Origin of the sequence: Paenibacillus sp. OAS669 (assembly GCF_014873645.1) — a bacterium.
In the GTDB taxonomy this organism is placed as follows: domain Bacteria; phylum Bacillota; class Bacilli; order Paenibacillales; family NBRC-103111; genus Paenibacillus_S; species Paenibacillus_S vulneris.
In genome coordinates this window covers 66,714-87,415 of the sequence record NZ_JADBDR010000016.1, presented here as the reverse complement: position 1 = coordinate 87,415, position 20,702 = coordinate 66,714, and the positions used below count along the sequence as shown (strand labels likewise).

Sequence of the window (20,702 nt, the reverse complement as noted above, 5' to 3'; positions counted from 1 at the left end):
TTAAGACTGTTTGCCGTTTAAGGTTCTGGACAATAGCGTTAGCAGGAAGACGAATAATGCCGCTCCTACAATGGCCGGAACCACGGCGAAGCCCCCGATGATAGGTCCCCAGGTCCCGAGCAGCAATGCCCCGAGCCATGCGCCGACGAACCCTGCAATCATCGATCCGATAATACCCCCGGACATTCCTCCAGGCGCAATTGCCGAACCAATAGCCCCGATGACAATAGCCATGATGATCGTTATCAGCAAGCTGATCATCCCCATCACGCTCCCTTCCATTGGGTTGTCTTGCATGATAATTAGTACCCGTTACGAAGAATCGTGAAACATAAGAACAGCCCGAAGCATCCCGGCGGGAAGCATAAGGGCTGTTAGGGTTTAGTGCTCGTCATGATGGCGCAATAGGCTATTCATGCTCATAAAAGGTCAACCGATTGCCTGCAGGGTCCAGCACCGTGATTTCCTTTCCCCCCCACGGTGCTGTTTCGAGTCCAGGCTTCATATATTTGTACTGCTTGGCGGAAAGCCTCGCGTAAAGGGCCTCAATATGCTTAGTTTCTATCCGAACGGCCGCACCAGGGCAGCAATCTCCGTGATGCTCGGATAAGTGCAGCACGCAGCTTCCGTTAGAGATTTGCATGTAGAGAGGGAAGTTATCTTCATATCGATGCTCCCAGTCGAGCTCGAATTCCAAATAATGCAAATAAAACTGTTGAGTCTTCTCGACGTCAAACATACGCAGTATCGGTATGACTGAATGGAGCTGGTATTGCTGCGGCTTATCCATAAATATTCATTCCTCCCTTGTCTTGCCGGGCGGTGTGTGCCCTGCATCTTCGTATGTCCGCCGTACTTATCGGCAGCTGTTACTAGCATATACAATAATTCCCTGCGGTACAATCCTGGTTATTTTCCTTTGTTTCACTACTACTGCGGAGGAAGGCTTTATAAAAACGTAAGAAACGGTAGAATATGTTTACTAGATTATGTATAATAATTCAATATTATTTATTTTTATTCACAAAAAAAGAGGTGGTTCATTGATGGACATAGTCATTCGACCGATGCTATGGAATGATCTGGAGGCTGTAGGCCAGCTGCGCCCGAAGGGATGGGGCGATATTGCACCGCAAATGCTTTATTATTGGAATGATCCGAGCTGTATGACCTTTGTTGCCGAGCGGGGAGACCGTATAGTCGGCATGGCTAACGCAACTTGCTGGGGGCCAACGGGATGGTTAGGCCCCATTATTGTGGAGCCCTCGTCTCGAGGTCTAGGACTGGGTTCGCGGCTCACCCGGACCGTAATGGACGATCTCCATTCGAAGGGCTGCCGCACGCTTCAGCTTATTGCTACCGAGTTCGGCAAGCCGGTATACGAGAAGCTGGGCTTCACCGTAGAATCCCGGTACTGCTTCTTAAAGGCGGAGCCGGAGGCCGTGATGGAAGAAGCAGCCGGATCGGGGCAGCTGAGGGCCGTTCAGGCTGCCGATCTTCCTATGATTGCCGAGCTGGACCGGAGGGCGGCTGGGGAGAACCGCATGACTGTATTGGAGAAGCTGCTCCAGCATAATGGCGGCTGGGTCGTTCCGAAGGAGGATGGGAGCGGCATTCGCGGCTATTATTTGCACGGAGCTCCGTGGAGCCCCGGTCCTATTGTGGCGAGCGACGTGGAAGCGGGGAGAATGCTGCTGCAGCAGGCTGTAATCTCAGAGAAGCATCACTCCATCGGGGTAAGCGAGCTTAATACGAAGGCGATAGATTATCTTCAGCAGATCGGATTAACGATCGCCTCCTGCGCCGATCGCATGGTGCTGGGAGAACGTTCGGCATGGCGTCCCGATATGATTTATTCCCGCATCAGCGGCTCCCTTGGTTAAGCAGGCTTCATTCGACAGCATGTTCACCCTCCTTCCTCTGTGATATAATGGAAATTGTCAGTTTATCCTTATCCATTCGACTCATGTGACAATTTTTGAGGAGGGATCGTTATTTCGTACTTTATTGCTGGACTGATCTCGTTTGTGATTGTATTGGTAAGCATACCTCCGCTGCGCAAGCTGGCTTACCGGATCGACTTTGTGGACAAGCCCAGGCCGGACAATGAAAGAAAGATTCATCGGGAACCGATCCCGCTTACGGCAGGAATCGCCATTTTTGCAGGATTTGTCCTTACATACCTTTTGTTTATAAGAGATAATCTGTCCCAAACCTTAGCGATCATGGCGGGCGGATTGCTCGTGCTTATGATCGGACTTGTCGACGATTGGTACAAAACGCATGGCAAAGAGCTGTCAGCTCTGCCGAAGCTGGTCGTTCAGCTGCTGGCGGCTGTCATCGTATACAAATCCGGGATCGTATTTCATGGCTTTACGAATCCGTTCACCGGGGAAGAAATTCTTCTATGGACCTGGGCGCAATTTCTGCTCACCATCACCTGGATTTTCGGCGTAACGACGGTCATTAACTTCTCGGACGGCATGGACGGACTGGCCGGCAGCTTATCGACGATTTCTGCGCTAACGCTGTTCATAGTCGCTTTGGCGAAGAATCAACCGGATTCCGCCATGATGGCGATCATTCTGGTCGGCGTCGGCTTAGGCTATCTACGCTATAACAAGCCTCCGGCCAAAGTATTTATGGGGGATGCGGGAGCCTCGTTCATCGGCTTCATGCTCGCGGTCATTGCTTTGAATGGCGCCTTCAAGCAGGCGACGGTCTTGTCTTTGTTTATCCCGATTCTTGCGTTAGGCGTTCCGATCTTCGATAATTTGTTCGTGGTCTTCAAGCGGTTCCTGAACGGCAAACCGATTTATCAAGCGGATACGAGCCAAGCGCATTACCGGCTGTTGGCCAGCGGATTGAATCCGAAGCAGGTGCTGATGTTTTTATGCTTGATCAACGTATGCTTTGGACTGACTTCTATCATCATATTGATGCTAAAAGTATAATGTATGTGTACAGGCCTGCCGTGCTGCTTAGACGCGGACAGGCTTTTTTTGTAGGGAAATTTGATTTGCCCGTAAAGCAAAAAATGGCCCGAAAAAGGAAAAATTAGCCTTTCGCCTGCATAACAGAAGGGGAAGGACTGGGGAGACACGAATACGTATATCTTAAGCGGGATTTTTGTCGAGGAATCGCTGAGAGGAGACGGAATATGCAAAAGACGACTTTGGCTAACGGACTTACGATAGTGAGCAAGCACAACGAGCAGGCCGTGTCGACCCTGATCTGCTACTGGGTTAGGGCAGGGGGGCATTATGAGAAGCAGTATCCATACGGCATCGCGCATTTTTTGGAGCATATGCTGTTTAAGGGAACGAAGGGACGAACGAAAGAGCAGATTACGAACGATATCGAGAATTATGGCGGCAGAATGAATGCTGCGACCAGCGTGGACCGGACCCGCTATTATGCTCATGTTCCTTTTGATAAATGGAGGCAGGGGGTAGAGCTGCTGACGGATATGGTGTTCCATTCCGAATTTCCGGAGGAGGAGCTCCAGCTTGAAAAAAAGGTGGTGATCGAGGAGATCAAGAGAGCTCACGATAATCCGCGTGATCACGGGAGCCGCACGCTGCTGCGCATGCTGAGGGCCATGCACCCGGAACGGGCAGGGAATCTGGGGACGGAAGAGACGCTCACGGCGATGACCAGAGAGGATCTTATCAAGTACCATAGGCATTACTACAAGGCTAGCAATATCGTGCTGGTCGTCACAGGCAATATCGAGCATGACAAGCTTGTTGAATATATCGGCTCTCTGGATATTCCTGCATCGGAGCCTTTCACGGAGCCGTTGGATAAGCTTCAGCCGTACCAGCTCGGCGGGCGTGTCATTCATGAGGCCAGAGACATCCGGCAGGCGCATCTTCATTGGGGAATGTACGGCCCGAGCTCTTATGAGGACGATAAGTATGCCGGTTATGTAGCTCTCCACTTGCTGGGAGGCGGACACGGGTCGAGGCTGAAGCGGCGTATTCGGGGAGAGATGGGGCTGGCCTACGAGGTGTGGGCTGCCATAAGTCCCATGGTCAGTGAGGGCTTCATCACGGGCTATGTCGGCACTGATCCGCTTCGGCTTGAGGATGCCAAAAACGTAATTCTAGAGGAGCTGGAGCGGATGCATCACGAACGTATCTCGGATGAAGAACTGGAGAGGGCCCAGAATGCGATTATCGGCAGGCATATGATCTCTCAGGATCAGACGGAAGCCGTGAACAGCAGGCTGGCCTCTGAGCAGCTGTATCGGATCCAGACAGACCCGCACTATTTTGCCGCACAAATCCGCAGCGTGACGCCGGAGGACGTCATGGCGTTCGCCCGGAGCTACCTGCGCAAGGATCAGATGCTGTTCGTCCAAGTCAGCCGGGCGGAAGAGGCCGGGCAGGATGAGGGCCATAAGGCGGTATAAGCAAACATAATAAGCCGGTTCCCCGTAAGGGATTCCGGCTTATTTGACTTACTTTCAAATTCAAGGGGCCCTTGCAAAGCAGCTGAATTAGCCTCGAAGCCAAGGCCTCACATACGCTGGGAAATTTTGTTGTTCCCACATTGGTGCTTGTCATGGAAACAGCTTACCGCTTTTTCTCCTTGCTGCTCAGACCGCCGATATATTGATCATAGGCCTCGTAGATTTTGGCTGCGATCGGAGCGGCTCCGTACCGACCGAACCTTCCTTCCGGAACGACGACGGCTACCGCAAGGACGGGATTATCGGCCGGAGCGAAGGAGATAAGCACCGCATTATCGACGGTTCCGCCGGGTACGGCCTGCGTGGACGTACCGGTCTTGCGCGCTACAGGGAACGGCAGATCCTCAATGCCCGCTGCGCCGCTCTTCATTCCTTTGATCACGATATCCCAATAATTTTTGGGATAATTGACCTCGTTCAACAGGACGGGCTCAAATCCCTTGACAAGCTCGCCTTCCGCCGTTGTGATCTTATCGACGAACTGCGGCTGCATCCTCTTGCCCCGGTTAGCGAGCGTGGCGGCATATTGCGCCAGCTGCAGCGTAGTATACTTCTCGTTTTGCCCCCATGATGCATAGACCATGGCAGACTGCTTACTGCTCGTTTTGGCGTTTTGAAAAAAGTCGTTGGAGCCGGCAATTTCGTTGGGCAAATTACTTCCGGTTTTAACGCCCAAGCCGAACTCTGCCAGATGCTCCGCCCATACGTCGAGCACCTTGGATTTCTCGCCGCCATACTTGTTCCAGAGCGGGATTCCTACCATAGCGGACATATAGGTATTGGACGAATTGATGATTGCGGTTGTCGGATTCAGCGCACCGTAGGCATGACCGTCTGAATTTCGGATCGTGGCGTTATTACCTACCCCGAAGGAGAAGGAGCCTGAATCATTATAAGTACTGTTAGGATTAATGACGCCTTCCTTCAGCCCGATCAGAATGGTCAAGGGCTTGATGACAGAACCCATGAAGACGAGAGAGGAAGGATGCTTATTGCGCTCCTTTTCCGGAAAATCAGGATAGGACGTCGTAATGGTGCCGTTATTGACGAACGGCATGATTTGGTTGTAAACCTCATTGCTGCTAATGCCGCCGGTCCACAGATTCGTGTCGTAGTCCGGCATGCTTGCCATGGCGACGACCCTACCGGTCTGTACCTCCATGGCTACAGCGAACCCGGAGCGGGCATTCGGGGCATAGGCGAACTCCCCTGCGGCCGAGCGGTTCCGGAGGAAGCTAAGATGCTCGGTAATCGCCTTCTGCGTAGCAAGCTGAATGTCCTTGTTTATAGTTAAATATAAATTATGGCCTTTCTCCGGCTTAACGATGGTGGGGGGCCCGATAATTTTCTCGGCTGCATTGACCGGATAGGTCTTGCTGCCCTTCTTCCCCCGCAGCTCCTCCTGATACATCAGCTCCAGGCCATCGAAGCCGACATCCTCGACATCCAGATACTCATCCATCTTGCTCCTGTAGTAGGCCAGACCGGAGTCCGGATTTCGGGCAGCGTTGAACCGTTTCATATAGCCGACCAATTGGGCTGCGATTTTCTGGCTGTCGTACAATCGGACGCTGTCCTCCAGGATCTCGATGCCCCGCAGCTCATCCCGGTGCTCCAGCAAATAGGCGATTTCCTTGTTGGATAAATCGGCCTTAATCCTTCTCGGGATGGAGTAGTAGCTGGGCTCCTTGGTCTTGTTCTTATTCAAATCGAAGCCGACATCCATCAGCTTCAAGATATCGGCGGCAGAGAGCGGCTTGGCATCCGGATTGCCCCTCTCGGCAAAGATCTGCTCAAGTTTTTGTGCGAGCTCTATGATTTCATCCTTGTTCGTGGCACGGCCCTCCACCCGGTAGTAGAGTGACTGCATGGACCGGGACTGGGCAATAGCATGACCCGTCTGGTCGTAGATCGTACCGCGAATGGGGGCAATCGGGCTTTCGCTGTGGGAAACCTTGTTCTCGATCTCTTTGAAATATTTTCCCTCAACAAACTGCAAAATGGCTAATCGGATAATCAGTACGCTAAACAGGGAAAACGTAACAAAAAAGAATAAATTCAACCGAATGGAAAAATGTCTACGTTTCCGGATCTCCTGCTTCTCGGCCTGGTCCTCTTTATAACGAAAAAAGCCGCTACCCACTTGTCTTTCACTCCTCAGACCCATGTCCCGTGAATTATTGCTGCGCAAACCAAATGATGGCTATCCATAGCACGACGGCCGCCAGGAATCCCATCATTCCGCAGACGGAAGCCCAGCGCCAATCGAATCTGCGATTTGTTTTATCCTGTAATAGACGTGTATCCATCCGCATTCTCCTTTACAACCATAGTTTACCATGCCGTAAGGCCGCTGTGTTGAGAGGTTTACCACAACATTGAAAATTTTTTGGGCGTTGTGGCGCAAAAGAATACGGGCTGCTGGACGTCTGTCTATAAGACGAAGCGCTCAAAGGAAAAGTTACGGGTTATCCCCATTAGAAGAAAATATTTCCGATAAAGGGAACCTTCCTCCTGTTGGTTCGTCCAATTGTGTGTGAGGTGAACAGGGGTGGCCTTTGAATATTTAAAATCACTTTCCGGCGGGATGGACAAGAATGTCATTCTGGAAGACATCATGCTCGCTTACGGGGACGATGTGTGGAATTACGCATTTTTCATGACACGAAATAAAGAGCTTACCGACGATATCACACAGGAGGTATTCGTAAGGGTATATGAACGGCTGTACTCCTACCGGGGAGAGGCCTCAGTGAAAACATGGCTGCTTACCATAACGCGCAATTTGGTGAAGGACCATTGGCGTTCCTCCTGGATTCGCAGGGTCATCCCGTTTGGTCTTCAGACCAGGGAAGGCAGCAGTCCTTCAGCCGAGACGGAGGCCATGGGGCTTATGGTGGAGGAGGAGGTATGGCAGGTCGTACTGGAGCTGCCCCGCAAGCTGCGGGAGGTGCTGCTGCTTCATGCGCATCATCAGCTGACTCATGCCGAAATAGCCGGATTATTGTCTTTGTCGGAGGGAACGGTCAAATCAAGATTGTATCGGGCGAGGGCCAAAGTAAGCGGTTTGTTGAACAAGGAGGGCAAGCCATGAAGCAGATGGAACCGGAGCAATGGGAGAAGCGGCTCGCGGGATCGCCATTACGGCCAGGCGAGGGGGGCTTTTCCAAAGATTTGATGAGGAAGATAAAGGAGCGTGTCGAAGTGGAGGGAAATCCGAGAAGCCGGCGCTGGCTTAAGCTGAGTCCGGTGCTGTTAGCTTGTGTGCTGTTAGCCTTTGCGTTCACCAGGCAGGAGGAGATCGGGGGCTTGCTCGGGCAGCTGTCGAAGCCGGCCAGCCCTCCGGTACTGTCACCGATGGATCAAGAAAAGGAGCTGACGCTGAAGGTCGCATATTTTCATGAAAATACGTTTTCAATGCGCTACGGCAAGGCCTACACCATCCGTTATCCGAACATGGAGGTCAAGATCGTTCCTGTCGACACGAGCGGGTGGGGACAGGCTGATTATAAGGAGAAGATGATCCAGCTGATCGATCAGGAAAACCCGGATGTGCTGTACTTGTCTCTCGACTTGTATAGCGAGCTTGCCAAGGAAGGCAGATTGTACCCGCTTGAGGCGGTCATGAAGCAGGATCATTATGATCTGCAAAATGTGTATGCGGGCGTAACCGATACGCTGCGAAAGCTTGGAGAAGGCAAGCTGTACGGATTGGCTCCGGAGTACGAAATGAACGCCCTGTACTATAACAAAAGCTTATTCGACAAATACGGGGTCCCGTATCCGAAGGATAAAATGAGCTGGGAAGAGGTGCTGCAGCTGGCGGCGCGGTTCCCTGCAGACGGCACCGGAGAGAATCGGATTTACGGTCTGATGCCGTCCTACTACAGCGACGCTTCAGACCTCGCTATGCAAATCGGGAAGACGAACGGCATGAGTCTGATCGGTTCGGACGGAACGCAGGCTACGGTGAACACGGACGCTTGGAAAAAGGTATGGGGGATGGCGATTGACGGTTTTCAAAAAGGGTATGTCTACAAACGGGAGCCGTCGCCCCAGCGCAATATGATGATGGATGAGGTATACAAAAGAAATCCCTTCATTTCGGGTAAAGCAGCGATGGCTGTCTATGGGTTCTCGCTTAGTAATGATTTGAAGCAGGCTGCCAGCAGATACAACATGCCTTCCTTTCCATGGGATATTGTAAGTGAGCCTGTTCATCCGGCCCATCCGGATGAGACGTCCTCCCTGTTTATCGGATCGGTGTTCGCGATCAATGCCAAGTCGGAGCATCTGCGGCCCGCCTGGGAGATGCTGAAGCTGATCAACAGTCTGGAAATCGCCAAGAAGCTGGATAAATCCTACGGCGGCGGTCTATCGGTCCATATAAAAGCTTTAAAGCCTGACGAGGAGCATAATTACGCTCCATTCTACAGCATGAAGCCTGCCGAGCTGCCGGATTCCTCGGTGCATCCCCGTCTGCTCCGCAAGTTCAATGAGGCCTTCGCCCCGGCGGCTGCACAAAGAACGGGTTCCGTCGTCGAGGGTAAGGAGAGGCTGGACGATATGCTTAAACAGCTGCAGGAAGACGCGCAAAAGGCGCTGTTCAACGCCCTGATAGACAGCCGGAATTAATGGATGGAAAGAGAGAGGATAGGGATGAGCATTCGAAAAAATGGCCGCATACCTGCCAAATGGGAAAGGAAACGGTACGGGTTCTCCATGCTTGCGCTTGCGTTGACTGCCTCAGTTATGCTTCTTTTGAACGGGTGCGACAAAGCAGAGGAGACTCCGGCTGGCCCAATCAAAGGCACCCTTCGGATTGCTATGGGCAACGAGGATCAATTCCAGTACGAGTACGCGGACTATTTTATAGCTAAATTTCCTGAGCTGGATGTGAAGATTGTTCCTACGCAGGAACTGTATGGCACAAACTATGTGAAGGACTATATGAAAAATTATTTGAAGCTGATAGATGAGCAGAAGCCGGACCTTCTCATTACCAACTCGTATGATTACGGGAAGCTTGTTCAGGAGGGGAAGCTGTACGACCTGTCCCCTCTGATTGCCAAGGACCAGTTCGACGTGGGGAATCTGCTTCCGGCGGCCGTCGATTTCCTGAAGATGAAAGGAGATGGGAAGCTGTACGGCTTGTCTCCAAACTTTACCAGCTCAGTGCTATTTTACAATAAGGATCTGTTCGACAAGTATCGCATCCCTTATCCGAAGGATTCGATGACGTGGGAGGAAATGATTCGTCTGGCACAGCGGTTTCCGGCGGAAGGGGGCAAGGACGAACGGATTTACGGCTTCCATATGGGATACATGAGGTCGCCTCTGAGTCTGGTTACCTATATCGGCCAGGCGGAGGGACTCGCATATACCGATCCAACGGGGAGCAAGGTGATGCTGGATACAGATTCGTGGAGAAACATCTACCGGCTTGTCATCGACGGCTACAAGAGCGGGGTGTTTCAATGGACCTTTATGCCGGATAAGCGCATGTTTGATAAGGAGGATGTGGAGCGAGAGGATATGTTCAGTGCAGGACGGGCCGCTATGACGATCAGCAATCTGGGGCAGATCAACGGCCTGAAGCAGAGGGGGGCAACCTTTGCCTGGGAGATGACAAGTGCCCCTTCGTCCAATCCGGGACATAGCAGCAATCCGAATTTTTCAGTCTACCCGATTTACAGCATCAACGCCCAAGCCGAGAATACAGCCGCCGCATGGGAAGTGGTCAAATATTTTAACGGGCGCGAAGCTGCCAAAATCGAAGCCAAGACATCGATGGAGCTGCCGGTGCGCAAGGAATTTGCCAAGGAGATCGACGGTCACAGCCTGGAGCCGTTCTATAACGTGAAATATAACGAAAATGTACAATCCGGTTACAATGACAGCATCCCGGTCTCTTTCACCGAGCAGCTTCAGGCGGTCATGGAGAAGCAGATGCAAGCGATGCTTCAGGACGGGGTATCCGTGGAAGCGGGACTGAAGCAGCTGCAGGAGGAAGGGCAAATGGCGTTGGATAAAGCGCGCGCAGAGGAAAAGGCAAGGACAGGGAATTAAATCGCAGCGGATCAAGTATTGAATTTGTAAAAAGATTCCTGTTACAATATATGGAATTGCACTCATTTTTTATTGTAACAGGAGTTGAATCTTTCAGGTGAAACGGTTCCGTATGTGGATAGGCGCGATGATCTTAGTAGCGATGATTGGGGGGATATTACAATGGGACGCATGGAAGAGCCGCAGCGCCGGGATAGGTCCGCAGCAGCCTCTGAAGAAGGTGGAATCGGCTGCACAGGTTAAGGAAAGCTATGATACGATCGTCGTGGGAACCGATCCGGAAGGCATTGCCGCAGCCGTCTCGGCAGCGCGTAATGGACTTAAGGTGCTTCTGGTCGACGGGAAGGACCGTGACATCCTGGGGGGACTCATGACCCTCGGCTGGCTGAATACACTCGATTTGAACTACGCTCCCCAGCAGCCGGCGGCTTCGGGTAAACACAACTTTTTGAATAAGGGGATTTTTCAGGAATGGTATGACCAGATCGAAGGAACCTCGTTCGACACGCATACGGCGGCCAATGTGTTTTATAAGATGGTAAGCGGCGAGCCGAACATCGATCTTCTAATGAAGGCTAGAGAAATCAAGCCTCTGGTCCAGGCCGGCAAGGCAGGAAACGCTGTAATCGGCTTGCGTATTGTAAGCGCTGATCAGACCGAGCATTCGGTCTATGCCAAGACGGTGATCGACGCTACGCAGGACGGGGATATCGCAGCCCTCGCAGGCGCGCCGTTCACGCTGGGACGTGAGGATATCGGCGATGCCTCCTCCCAAATGGCCGTTACGCTCGTGTTCAAGCTTGGCGGAGTTACACCCAAGGTGTGGGACTCGTTCGGCAAGCATCCTCATACGGGAAGCGATAAGATGAGCGCCTGGGGCTTTCCCGAAATGAAGGACTATGTGTCCACGAACAAAGAGCGGGTACGCATGAGAGGGCTGAATATAGGCAGGCAGAACGATAATACCGTCCTGATCAATGCGATGCAAATCTTCGGTGTCGACCCGTTGAATCCGGAATCGGTCCGTGAAGGGATGGAGATCGGGAGGAAAGAAGCCGAGCACATCGTTACCTATATGAAAAACAACTTCAGCGAGTTCAAGCGAGTGGAGCTGCTAGGAACGGCGCCTGAGCTGTATGTCAGGGAAACGCGGCATCTGCAAGGGGAATACCGCTTGACGATGACCGACTTGATGGAGAACAGGGATCATTGGGATGCTATAGCTTACGGCTCCTACGAAGTGGATATTCAGAGCACGAACTATAAGGATCCCGGCTCGGTCATGATGAAGCCGAAGCAGTATGGCGTACCGTTCCGCTGTCTGGTGCCGTTGAAGGTAGACGGACTGCTTGTCGTCGGGAGAGCGGCGAGCTTCGATTCTCTGCCTCATGGAAGCGCTCGCGTCATTCCGCTTGGAATGGCGACGGGAGAAGCGGCCGGAGCGGCAGCCAAAATAGCGCTTGACCGGGGAGTGACGTTCCGGCAGCTGTCCCAATCGAAGGACGGCATAGCGGAGCTGAGGGACAAGCTGATGCAGCAAAACGTAGAGCTGTCGTTGTATCCATTCGACAAACCCGCCTATATGAAGCATAAAGCATTCCCGGGTCTGAAAGCCGCCGTCAGCATGTCGGTTACGATAGGCGGCTACGATAATATGAATTGGGATTTGGACGGCAAGTCCAATCCGCAGCGGTTTGTCTCCCATATGGCCAATGTACGTAAAGTACATCCGGCGCCGTTCCAGGGTGATGCCGGCTTATCCATCCGGCACATGCCGACCCCTGCCAAGCAGCCTCTGACGCTGGATCAGGCGGCTCTGACCCTGGCTATGGCGGCGGGTCTCAAGAGCACGAGGGAAGAGGCCGTAGCGGAGCTGGTGCAGCGCGGATGGCTGAAGAAGGATACGATCAAGCAAATTTCGGACCCGCTGCAGCTTACGAATGGTGACAGCTATATGCTGATCCGCGATTTCGTGGAGAATACGGCCGGAGTTAAGTATGAGTGAAGTAGAAAGGGCTGTGGAGCTCTACCTAGGGTAGAGCCTCATAGCTTTTTTTATGTCTGAATCAAGCCTCCTATCGGATGCAGGAAGGCAGTTCTTATTTTCAGATATACCTGCGTGAAAAAAATTTTTGGGGTCACCCTCCAAAAACGGGGGGCTTTTACCGAATTCTACTAACAGCTACCTCAACCTACATCCTTGGAGGGATTATTTCATGAACAAAGTACTATTAGCGACAGCATCCGGTGTATTGGCTACCAGTCTCTTTGCCGGAGCGGCCTTGGCGAAGTCCGACAACGGCAACGGTGCGGAGAAAAAAGCGGAGAATGTAATCCAAACTCAGACTTCGGCGGAAACGAAAGCAAGCAGCAAGAAAGCGGATACCGGGGCTTCCGTTACGGACAGCACTTACAACGCCAACGGCCATCAGGGATATAAGGGGCTATTGAATGCTATTGACCATGTCCAGGATAAACCGGCAGGCGCGGTGATCGCCGAGCTGCTGCTGACGAAATACGATGGTAAACTGACGGATGAACAAAGAACAAAGCTGGAGGCTATTCAAGCGAAGGATGAAGCATTATCCGCTGTGGCAGACTTGCTTGAGGAGCAAGGAAGCGTAAGCGATGCCGTCTATGTTCAGAAGGATGCAGTTCGGGCAAACGTCAAAAATATTCAAGCATATAAAAAGCTTGGCAAACTGTACGATAAGCTGGGCAAAAAGGGCGTCAAGCTCTATGTAAACGGGGAAGAGCCGTCGTTTGAAGTGGCTCCGTTTATTCGTGAAGGCAGCACGCTCGTTCCGTTCCGTGCTATTGCTGAAGCGTTGAAGGCGGATGTTGCCTGGAACGAAGAGGAACGTTCCGTTACGGTAACGCGCGATGGAATTTCCGTGAAATTGTTTATCGGAAGCACGACTGCTTACGTTGACGGAAAAGAAGTCAAGCTTGAAGTTCCTGCGGAGATTGCCGACGGCAGCACCGTTGTGCCGGTACGATTTATAAGCGAAGCGTTAAAAGCTGCTGTTAACTGGGAGCCGGATACGACCTCCGTCATTATTAACGAAGAATAAGGGCGCAAGCCGGAAGGAAAAGTCAGAGAGTGCGTATAGCACTTTCTGGCTTTTTTTGTACCCCGGAAATATGCCTTGCTATCCGTTGGGGTATTCCCTGCGAATGCCGCACCAGCAGGATGGATGGCTTTGCGGGGTTGTTTTGATCTGTATCGTTGTCGTAATAAGCAATAATTTTGTCCTGATCGAACATGCCGCATGCTTGCAAAATGAGGTAAGATAGAGTTAACTATAAAACATACAAAATCTAGTGTAATACTTGGTATTAAGGAAGGGGCAGATCCGGATATGTTAGTCAAAACATTCGCCAAGTACAAGAACGACGGACACTCCATCTGGGTCCAGCGATCCTCGCATGGATTGCACAATATCGTTGAGGAGCATCGGCACGACTTTGTGGAGCTGGTCTATGTGGTTCATGGCGAGGGCCGCCACCGAATTAACCAGCAATGCTTCGATATTCATGCCGGAGATGTGTATGTGATTCTGCCCGGTGAAAGCCATGCCTACGTGGATGCGGGGGCTTCCGGCATAGAAATCATCAATTGCCTGTTTGAGGCAGAGTCGGTGCGTACGGCCTATCCGGATCAGCCGGATACGGTTCGTGAGCTGGCTTACGTAGCCCCTTTTTTTGAAGAGCTTGCCTTATTACCGCGAAACCTACAGCTGACGCATGAGCAGTCTAGTGCTGTTGTGGCTTTGCTCGAAAGCATGATCCAGGAGGGAAAGGACATGGAGCCCGGATTCGGGATGGTGAACCGGCTCAAGCTGATTCAATTGCTTGTCCTCTTATCGCGCTGTAAGCTGCAGCAGCAATCTATGCAGAAGCAGCATCGGCCGCTAGCGAGCGGTCATGAGATTTTGGTGCGCCGAGTGAGACATCATCTCGAAACGAATTTTCACCGAAAAATTACGGCAGCCTCCTTGGCGAAGGAATTTACGATTAGCGAGCGGCATCTGAACCGTGTGTTCAAACAGGAGATGGGGATGAGCATTACGGCCATGCTGCAGCAAATCCGAATCGAGCGGGCGAAGCATATGCTGCGCGAAACACCAAAAAGCATAGAGGCGATCGCGCTCGCCGTAGGCTTCGGGGATGCATCCTTTTTTACGAGATTGTTCGCACGTATGGTAGGCAGTACGCCAGGCAGCTTTCGCAAGCAGTCCAAGGCCCGCAAAATATCATAAAAGGGCTGTATGGGGAGAAAGGGTTCGCTTGCCGGACCGTAGTTAAACAGATATAGATAGGAGAAATGGATATGGATTTGAGTGGAGAGAAGGGTTATTGGAGGGTTACAAAGCGCAAAAAGCAGAAGAAGGGAAGCCAATCTCGGATAGCGGGAACGATGGCTGCGCTGCTGCTGTCTTCGGCACTGCTTGCGGCGTGCGGCGGCGGCAAGGCTGCCGGCAAGACGGAGGGAGCGGCTCAGGATAACGGACCGCTGGAATTGAGCATCATGACGGTGACGCCAAGCACGCCTCCTGCCTCCGATGACAATGTCATCAAACGCGAGATTGAGAAGGCGACGAACTCCAAGATGTCGATTCGCTGGGTGTCCAACAATATTTATACGGAGAAATTAAATATTGCCCTGGCTTCCGGAGATATCCCGGATTTGACGATGATTAACGATCCTTTCAACAGCACGTTCCGGACCATGGTCGCCCAAGGCGCATTCTGGGACATTACCCCTTATATCAAGGACTATCCGAATTTGCAGAACGGTACGCCCAAGATTGCTTGGGAGCTGACGAAGATGGAGGACGGAAAGAATTACGGGATTCCCCGCGCACGGGATGAGAACGATGAGTCGTTCCTGATTGTCCGCAAGGACTGGCTCGACAAGCTGAATTTGAAGCCTCCGACAACGACCGAGGAATTGTACGCGATGATGAAGGCTTTCGCCGAGCAAGATCCTGATGGCAACGGCAAGAACGATACGTTCGGCCTGTCGACGGGGTTTGATACGCTGCTGGGAACGTTCGAGGGTATTTTTACCGGGGTTAACGGCAAGTGGAAGCTTGAAGGCGATAAGCTCGTCTATACCGCTTTTCTGCCGGAAGTGCGCAAGGCGCTGGAGTTCACGACGCAAGCTTACAAGGAAAAACTGCTGCCGGAGGATCAGCTCTCGCTTAAGCTGACGCAGGTTCGCGATTTATACAAGGGCAACCGTGCCGGCAGTGTTATCGATAAAACAGGAACGGGCAATCGGGTGTACGCGACCGATTTGAGGAAGCTTGTGCCGACGTTTAAGGATACGGACTTTTATCCGTTAACCTCCATTAACGGTTTTACGCCGAAGGGAACGGGCTTTAACGGCATCCTGGCGATTCCGAAAACTGTGCCTGAAGCGAAGATGAAGCGGATTTTGAAGCTGATCGACACTTGGATGACCAATGAAGTAGGCGCCATTCAGCGCTTCGGTCTTGAGGGAGTGCACCATAACGTCGTCAACGGGGTGAAGGTCACGATTCCTGAGAAGCTTAACGCGGATAATGCTTCGGACTTTAACCAGATCGTCAATCCGACCGATCCGAGTCTGGATGCGGCTGCACCTACGCCGGATATGAAGGCAGCGGATGACCAGAAGAGGCGAATTCAGGAGGAAAGGGCCAAGATCAGCGTGCCGGATATCAGTGTTGGCTTAAGCTCGCCAACTGCGCTCAAGGTGCTTCCGGATTTGGAGAAGCAGATCCTGGATCTGAAGTCCAAGATCGTCATCGGAAGAGAGCCTATCAGCGCTTGGGACGATTTCGTAGCCAAGACGAAGAATAACCCGGACGTGATCAAAATGACGGAGGAAATGACCCAGGCTTATCACAAGCGGATCGGCAAATAGCGTCCTATAGGGTTGACGTAAAAAGAAAGGGTGACATCCATGGAGCACACCGAAGGACGCATTGTGCCCGTACGCCAGAATCATCCGCACAGCGGCCGCAAGACGCGGCCCTTCTGGCGCAAGCTCGGGCTGGACATAAAAAGAGACCGCTATTTGTATTTGATGGCCCTGCCCGGGATCGTATTTTTCCTTATTTTCAAGTATGTGCCGATGTGGGGAATTGTGATTGCCTTTCAAAATTATTCGCCCTTCGGAGGGGTCAGTCATAGCCCGTGGGTAGGGCTGGAGCATTTTCAGCGGTTCTTCTCCACCACTGATTTCTGGCTACTCTTTCGCAATACGCTCGCGATTAATGTATTGAATTTATTGTTCTTCTTCCCGCTGCCTATCCTTGTGTCGCTGATGCTGAACGAGCTGAGGAGCGTTATTTACAAACGGTTCATTCAATCGGTGATATATTTGCCCCATTTCTTGTCATGGGTTATCATAGCCGGCTTGACGTTCATGCTGTTCGCCAAAGGGGAAGGCCTGATTAACCATTTGCTGGAATCGATGGGGCAGGAGCGCATCGACGTGCTGACGAACCCGGACCTGTTCTGGGTCATGGTGACGGTGCAGTCCATGTGGAAGGAGGCCGGCTGGGGGACGATCGTCTTCCTTGCGGCTATCGCCGGAGCCGATCCGCAGGTGTATGAAGCCGCCAAAATGGACGGGGCCGGCCGATTCCGGCAGATGTGGCATGTCACGCTGCCAGCCATTCGCAGTGTCATCGTGATTCTGCTCATCCTGCGGCTCGGGCATATGATGGACGTTGGCTTTGAGCAAATTTTTCTTATGTATAACGGGGCTGTTTCCCAGGTTGCCGAGGTATTCGACACGTATGTATACCGTAACGGGATTCAACGGGCCCAGTTTAGCTACAGCACTGCCGTAGGCTTGTTCAAGTCGGTCGTCGGGCTGATCCTGGTTGTCGTATCCAACCGGGTTGCCAAGAAGTTCGGCCAGGACGGCGTATTTTGACAGGGGGGCGCGTTGCTTGGCAAGCTCTGGGTTGTTTGTAGAGATTGAAAAATTGCAACGTTATTCCGGTGGGGTATCTCCCTCCGGCCGCTGTTGTTTTCAGGAAATTTTCGATTTATCCGCTATTTGGCGGTAATTTCCAGATAACAAAGGCGGACGCTATCGCTCCTCCAGGAGACACCCCACCTTCACCTTTTGCATTTTTCTCTACTCAACAATCTCAAGGCTTTGCTTTCGCAAAGCTTGGAGAGAAGCTAATGAAGCAGGCTTTGCTTTCGCAAAGCCCTTGGTTTTTGAAAAACCTGTTCTGCGGGAACCATGCCGAATATGGAGGTGGGGTATGCCTCGGAGGAGTTTACGTCCGCCTTTGAAACCCGTGAAAATACTGCTTAATATAATCACGTTTCATGGGTTTCAATAGCGGCTGGAGGGGCATACCGCACCGGAGTATATTGGCAATAGTTCAAGCTCTATAGGTTTTTCAGCAGACCCAGGCTTTGCTGCGCAAAGCCCAGAGCAGAAGCTAACGAAGCAGGCTTTGCTGTGCAAAGCCCAGAGCAGTAGCTTACGAAGTAGGCTTTGCTACGCAAAGCCTTTAGGAGGTACAATCATGAAACATACTACTTTAGGAGACTCCGTCTTCCGATATACGAACGGCGCCTTGCTGGCGCTGCTCGCGTTCCTGACCTGCTTTCCGTTCTACTACGTTGTCGTAGTGTCTTTTACGGATCCTGGCGAATATTTGCAAAAAAAGTGGGTGCTGTTTCCAGATCACTGGAGCCTCGCTTCCTACGAATATTTGCTGTCCACCAAAGCGTTTCTTCGATCGGTAGGCAACAGCGCCTTCTTGGCGATCGTCGGAACGATCTGCAGTTTAACGGTGACATCGACAATGGCGTACGCCCTTTCCCGCAAACGAATGCGCGGCCGCAAAGCAATTCTTTTCATGGTGCTCTTGACGATGCTGTTCAGTCCGGGACTCATCCCCCACTACATGCTGGTCCGGCAAATGGGCTTGATCGGAAGCGTGTGGTCGCTGATTATTCCGGCGCTCGCCAGCGGCTGGAACGTGATCCTGATGAAGGGCTTCTCCGACAGCATCCCCGCCGAGCTGGACGAGTCTGCCGCCATCGACGGAAGCAACGATATCCGAACCTGGGTCACGATTGTCCTTCCGCTATCGCTTCCGGCCATCGCCGCATTCGCTCTGTTCGATGCCGTCGGCTATTGGAATCAGTTTTTTTCAGCTCTGCTGTATTTGAACGATTCCTCCCAGTGGCCTATTCAGGTGCTGCTGCAAAATATGCTTCTTAACGCCTCCAACACGGATTTGCAGGCCTATGATGTCTCCATGCAGCCTCCTCCGTCGGAGATGCTCAAGATGGCTGCAGTTGTAGTGGCTACCGTGCCGATATTACTGGTATACCCTTTTTTGCAAAAGCATTTTGCCAAAGGCGCTATGGTAGGATCGATCAAAGCATAGGATAAACAGAGAGGATGATGGTCATGGTACAAACCAAACCGAATATTATTTTTTTCATGACGGACCAGCAGCGCTGGGACTGTATCGGCCGGTACAACGAGCATATTAAAACCCCGAACCTCGATAAGCTTGCCGATCAAGGAATCGTCTACAACCAGGCGGTGTGTCAAGCGCCCATGTGCGTGCCCAGCCGAACCTCCATGATGTTCGGCTACTATCCGTCGCAGCTTGGCGTGCTGACCAATTACGGCGGCCTGCACGACGAAGATAAGCTGCCGAGCGATCCGCTGCCGGAGCTGATGCGCAAAGCGGGATATCAGACGGCCGGCTTCGGGAAGACGCATTGGAACCACGGTGAGAAGAATCCCGTTCCTCCGACGAGAGGCTTCGAGGTGCGCGCGGTAGGACTTGCCCGCAATAGCGGGCATTATGAAGACGGGGCGGTCATGATGGGCGATGCCGAGCCGGAGGGCTTGGCCGCTTACCATGAGGAGACCCGGAATTACGGCGGCGGGGAAGAGAACGCGAACGGGTATATCGGCTGTACGAGCCGGATTCCGATGCACTGGCACCGGGACGGATGGGTAGCCGAGGAGTGCATGAAGTTTTTGCAAAACGGTTTGGACGAATCAAGGCCGCTGTTTTTGTACCTGTCCTTCCTGAAGCCGCATGCCGGGTTCAACGTGCCCGAAGCTTTCGAGTCTATGTACCGCCTCGAGGACATACCCGATCTGCCGCAGCCTCCTTGGGAACAGGAGCAGGGGACTCATTTGGCCGCTAACGATGAGGGGAGCGCTCAGACCCGCAGCAATTATCTCGATAAGAGACAGGTCTGGGAGCGGATGACGCCGGAGGAGAGAAGACGAACGACGCTGCGTTATTGGGCTAACTGTACCTGGCTGGATCATTATTTTGGGCGGGCGCTGGACCTGCTGGAGCAGCAGGGAAGACTGGAAAACGCGCTGATTGTGTTCGTATCCGATCACGGAGAGATGCTGGGCGAGCGCCGCTTCCGGTTCAGCAAGTACTGCTTGTACGACAGCAGCGTGCGGGTTCCTATGATTTTATCGGGCTCTTATATTGCCAAGGAAAAACAGGGAACGGAAGACGACCGCCCGGCCGAGCTTATCGATCTTGTGCCTACATTGTCGAGAGTGGCGGGCCTTCCGCGAAATCCTCTCCTCCCCGGTCTGGATTTGCTCGGAGAGCAGCAGCGCCTGGGGACGTTCTGCGAATACCATTCCAAAGGCACATCCGGAGAGCATATGCCTCCTTCCTTGATGTGGCGCAAGCAGGATTGGAAGCTGATCCTGTACTTGCCCGGAGCGCTTCACGACGCCTACTCCCGGGTGGACCAGGTCCAAGGTGAGCTGTATCATTTGGCGCAGGACCCTCATGAATGGCATAACCTATATGGTATGCCAGAGTATGCAGCCGTTCGGGAAAAAATGACGGCCGAGCTGCTCATGCATCTGGCCTGCGCGTGGACCAAGGGCCCGTCCTTTTATGATAAACAGGGCTTGAGGGCATTGGATTTGTCATTTGACAAATGGTTGTAGTTGATGTAAATTGTTCAATAATTCAAAATTAACCGACAATGACGAGAAGAGTAAGTAAAACGGTTTTTTCACCAGAGAGCCCCGGCAGCTGAAAAGGGGTAAAGAGCCTTTTACCGAAACAAGCCTCTGAGTCTCATACCGATCCTTGCGCAGGAACTACGTGCAAGCGGGAGGCTATGA

At 52.3% G+C, this 20,702-nt stretch carries 18 protein-coding genes; 14 read left to right on the top strand and 4 right to left on the bottom strand.

Features of this window, described 5'->3' with window-relative positions; genetic code table 11:
• Both GGC63_RS27600 and GGC63_RS27595 read right to left on the bottom strand, forming a co-directional pair.
• Positions 1-261 (bottom strand): GlsB/YeaQ/YmgE family stress response membrane protein, encoded by a 261-nt coding sequence (locus GGC63_RS27600; protein WP_028549951.1) that lies wholly within the window; start codon positions 259-261, stop codon positions 1-3.
• Between the two features lie 148 nt (positions 262-409).
• Positions 410-790 (bottom strand): glyoxalase superfamily protein, encoded by a 381-nt coding sequence (locus GGC63_RS27595; protein WP_079914097.1) that lies wholly within the window; start codon positions 788-790, stop codon positions 410-412.
• Between the two features lie 256 nt (positions 791-1,046).
• On the opposite strand from GGC63_RS27595, the gene GGC63_RS27590 reads away from it, so the two are divergent.
• The 3 genes from GGC63_RS27590 (at position 1,047) to GGC63_RS27580 (ending at position 4,417) form a co-directional block, all read left to right on the top strand.
• Positions 1,047-1,883 (top strand): GNAT family N-acetyltransferase, encoded by an 837-nt coding sequence (locus tag GGC63_RS27590; protein WP_192705050.1) that lies wholly within the window; start codon positions 1,047-1,049, stop codon positions 1,881-1,883.
• Between the two features lie 135 nt (positions 1,884-2,018).
• Positions 2,019-2,954, top strand: coding sequence for an MraY family glycosyltransferase (locus GGC63_RS27585; protein WP_377740205.1), 936 nt, complete (start codon positions 2,019-2,021; stop codon positions 2,952-2,954).
• 206 nt (positions 2,955-3,160) lie between these two features.
• Positions 3,161-4,417, top strand: coding sequence for a M16 family metallopeptidase (locus tag GGC63_RS27580; RefSeq protein WP_192705049.1), 1,257 nt, complete (start codon positions 3,161-3,163; stop codon positions 4,415-4,417).
• A 163-nt stretch (positions 4,418-4,580) separates the two neighbouring features.
• Here GGC63_RS27580 and GGC63_RS27575 read toward each other — a convergent pair whose 3' ends face one another.
• Positions 4,581-6,620: a peptidoglycan D,D-transpeptidase FtsI family protein gene (locus GGC63_RS27575; protein ID WP_318781133.1), complete on the bottom strand. Its 2,040-nt coding sequence runs from the start codon at positions 6,618-6,620 to the stop codon at positions 4,581-4,583.
• Between the two features lie 34 nt (positions 6,621-6,654).
• Entirely contained in the window at positions 6,655-6,786 is a 132-nt protein-coding gene (locus GGC63_RS34990; RefSeq protein ID WP_256865574.1) for a hypothetical protein, read from the bottom strand.
• 242 nt (positions 6,787-7,028) lie between these two features.
• Here GGC63_RS34990 and GGC63_RS27570 point away from each other — a divergent pair, with 242 nt between their 5' ends.
• The 11 genes from GGC63_RS27570 to GGC63_RS27525 all read left to right on the top strand — a co-directional run bounded on the left by GGC63_RS27570 (position 7,029) and on the right by GGC63_RS27525 (position 20,522).
• Positions 7,029-7,571, top strand: a complete 543-nt coding sequence (locus GGC63_RS27570) for an RNA polymerase sigma factor (RefSeq protein ID WP_192705048.1) — start codon at positions 7,029-7,031, stop codon at positions 7,569-7,571.
• Positions 7,568-9,112 (top strand): ABC transporter substrate-binding protein, encoded by a 1,545-nt coding sequence (locus tag GGC63_RS27565; protein ID WP_192705047.1) that lies wholly within the window; start codon positions 7,568-7,570, stop codon positions 9,110-9,112. Before GGC63_RS27570 ends, GGC63_RS27565 begins: the two co-directional genes overlap by 4 nt.
• A 24-nt stretch (positions 9,113-9,136) precedes the next feature.
• Positions 9,137-10,546, top strand: coding sequence for an ABC transporter substrate-binding protein (locus GGC63_RS27560; RefSeq protein ID WP_192705046.1), 1,410 nt, complete (start codon positions 9,137-9,139; stop codon positions 10,544-10,546).
• 97 nt (positions 10,547-10,643) lie between these two features.
• Positions 10,644-12,551: an FAD-dependent oxidoreductase gene (locus GGC63_RS27555; protein ID WP_318781132.1), complete on the top strand. Its 1,908-nt coding sequence runs from the start codon at positions 10,644-10,646 to the stop codon at positions 12,549-12,551.
• A 211-nt stretch (positions 12,552-12,762) separates the two neighbouring features.
• Entirely contained in the window at positions 12,763-13,620 is an 858-nt protein-coding gene (locus GGC63_RS27550; protein WP_192705045.1) for a copper amine oxidase N-terminal domain-containing protein, read from the top strand.
• Between the two features lie 288 nt (positions 13,621-13,908).
• Positions 13,909-14,808, top strand: a complete 900-nt coding sequence (locus GGC63_RS27545; protein WP_192705044.1) for an AraC family transcriptional regulator — start codon at positions 13,909-13,911, stop codon at positions 14,806-14,808.
• A gap of 71 nt (positions 14,809-14,879) precedes the next feature.
• Positions 14,880-16,460 carry an extracellular solute-binding protein gene (locus GGC63_RS27540; protein ID WP_192705043.1) on the top strand — a complete coding sequence of 527 codons (1,581 nt, stop codon included), beginning with the start codon at positions 14,880-14,882 and terminating at the stop codon, positions 16,458-16,460.
• Between the two features lie 39 nt (positions 16,461-16,499).
• The gene (locus GGC63_RS27535; RefSeq protein WP_192705042.1) at positions 16,500-17,480 is read left to right on the top strand and encodes an ABC transporter permease; all 981 of its coding nucleotides are present in this window, start codon (positions 16,500-16,502) and stop codon (positions 17,478-17,480) included.
• Positions 17,481-17,524: 44 nt separating this feature from the next.
• Entirely contained in the window at positions 17,525-17,851 is a 327-nt protein-coding gene (locus tag GGC63_RS34685; RefSeq protein ID WP_225948547.1) for a hypothetical protein, read from the top strand.
• 239 nt (positions 17,852-18,090) lie between these two features.
• Entirely contained in the window at positions 18,091-18,963 is an 873-nt protein-coding gene (locus GGC63_RS27530; RefSeq protein ID WP_192705041.1) for a carbohydrate ABC transporter permease, read from the top strand.
• Between the two features lie 23 nt (positions 18,964-18,986).
• Positions 18,987-20,522 (top strand): sulfatase, encoded by a 1,536-nt coding sequence (locus tag GGC63_RS27525; protein WP_192705040.1) that lies wholly within the window; start codon positions 18,987-18,989, stop codon positions 20,520-20,522.
• Positions 20,523-20,702 lie beyond the last annotated feature (180 nt).

Bases quoted from the DNA above. Each gene is read 5' to 3' on its own strand.
- GGC63_RS27540 (WP_192705043.1), top strand. From the start codon at position 14,880: ATGGATTTGAGTGGAGAGAAGGGTTATTGGAGGGTTACAAAGCGCAAA.
- GGC63_RS27550 (WP_192705045.1), top strand. From the start codon at position 12,763: ATGAACAAAGTACTATTAGCGACAGCATCCGGTGTATTGGCTACCAGT.
- GGC63_RS27580 (WP_192705049.1), top strand. From the start codon at position 3,161: ATGCAAAAGACGACTTTGGCTAACGGACTTACGATAGTGAGCAAGCAC.
- GGC63_RS27590 (WP_192705050.1), top strand. From the start codon at position 1,047: ATGGACATAGTCATTCGACCGATGCTATGGAATGATCTGGAGGCTGTA.
- GGC63_RS27530 (WP_192705041.1), top strand. From the start codon at position 18,091: ATGAAACATACTACTTTAGGAGACTCCGTCTTCCGATATACGAACGGC.
- GGC63_RS27525 (WP_192705040.1), top strand. From the start codon at position 18,987: ATGGTACAAACCAAACCGAATATTATTTTTTTCATGACGGACCAGCAG.
- GGC63_RS27545 (WP_192705044.1), top strand. From the start codon at position 13,909: ATGTTAGTCAAAACATTCGCCAAGTACAAGAACGACGGACACTCCATC.
- GGC63_RS27595 (WP_079914097.1), bottom strand. From the start codon at position 790: ATGGATAAGCCGCAGCAATACCAGCTCCATTCAGTCATACCGATACTG.
- GGC63_RS27535 (WP_192705042.1), top strand. From the start codon at position 16,500: ATGGAGCACACCGAAGGACGCATTGTGCCCGTACGCCAGAATCATCCG.
- GGC63_RS34990 (WP_256865574.1), bottom strand. From the start codon at position 6,786: ATGGATACACGTCTATTACAGGATAAAACAAATCGCAGATTCGATTGG.
- GGC63_RS27600 (WP_028549951.1), bottom strand. From the start codon at position 261: ATGATCAGCTTGCTGATAACGATCATCATGGCTATTGTCATCGGGGCT.
- GGC63_RS27560 (WP_192705046.1), top strand. From the start codon at position 9,137: ATGAGCATTCGAAAAAATGGCCGCATACCTGCCAAATGGGAAAGGAAA.
- GGC63_RS27565 (WP_192705047.1), top strand. From the start codon at position 7,568: ATGAAGCAGATGGAACCGGAGCAATGGGAGAAGCGGCTCGCGGGATCG.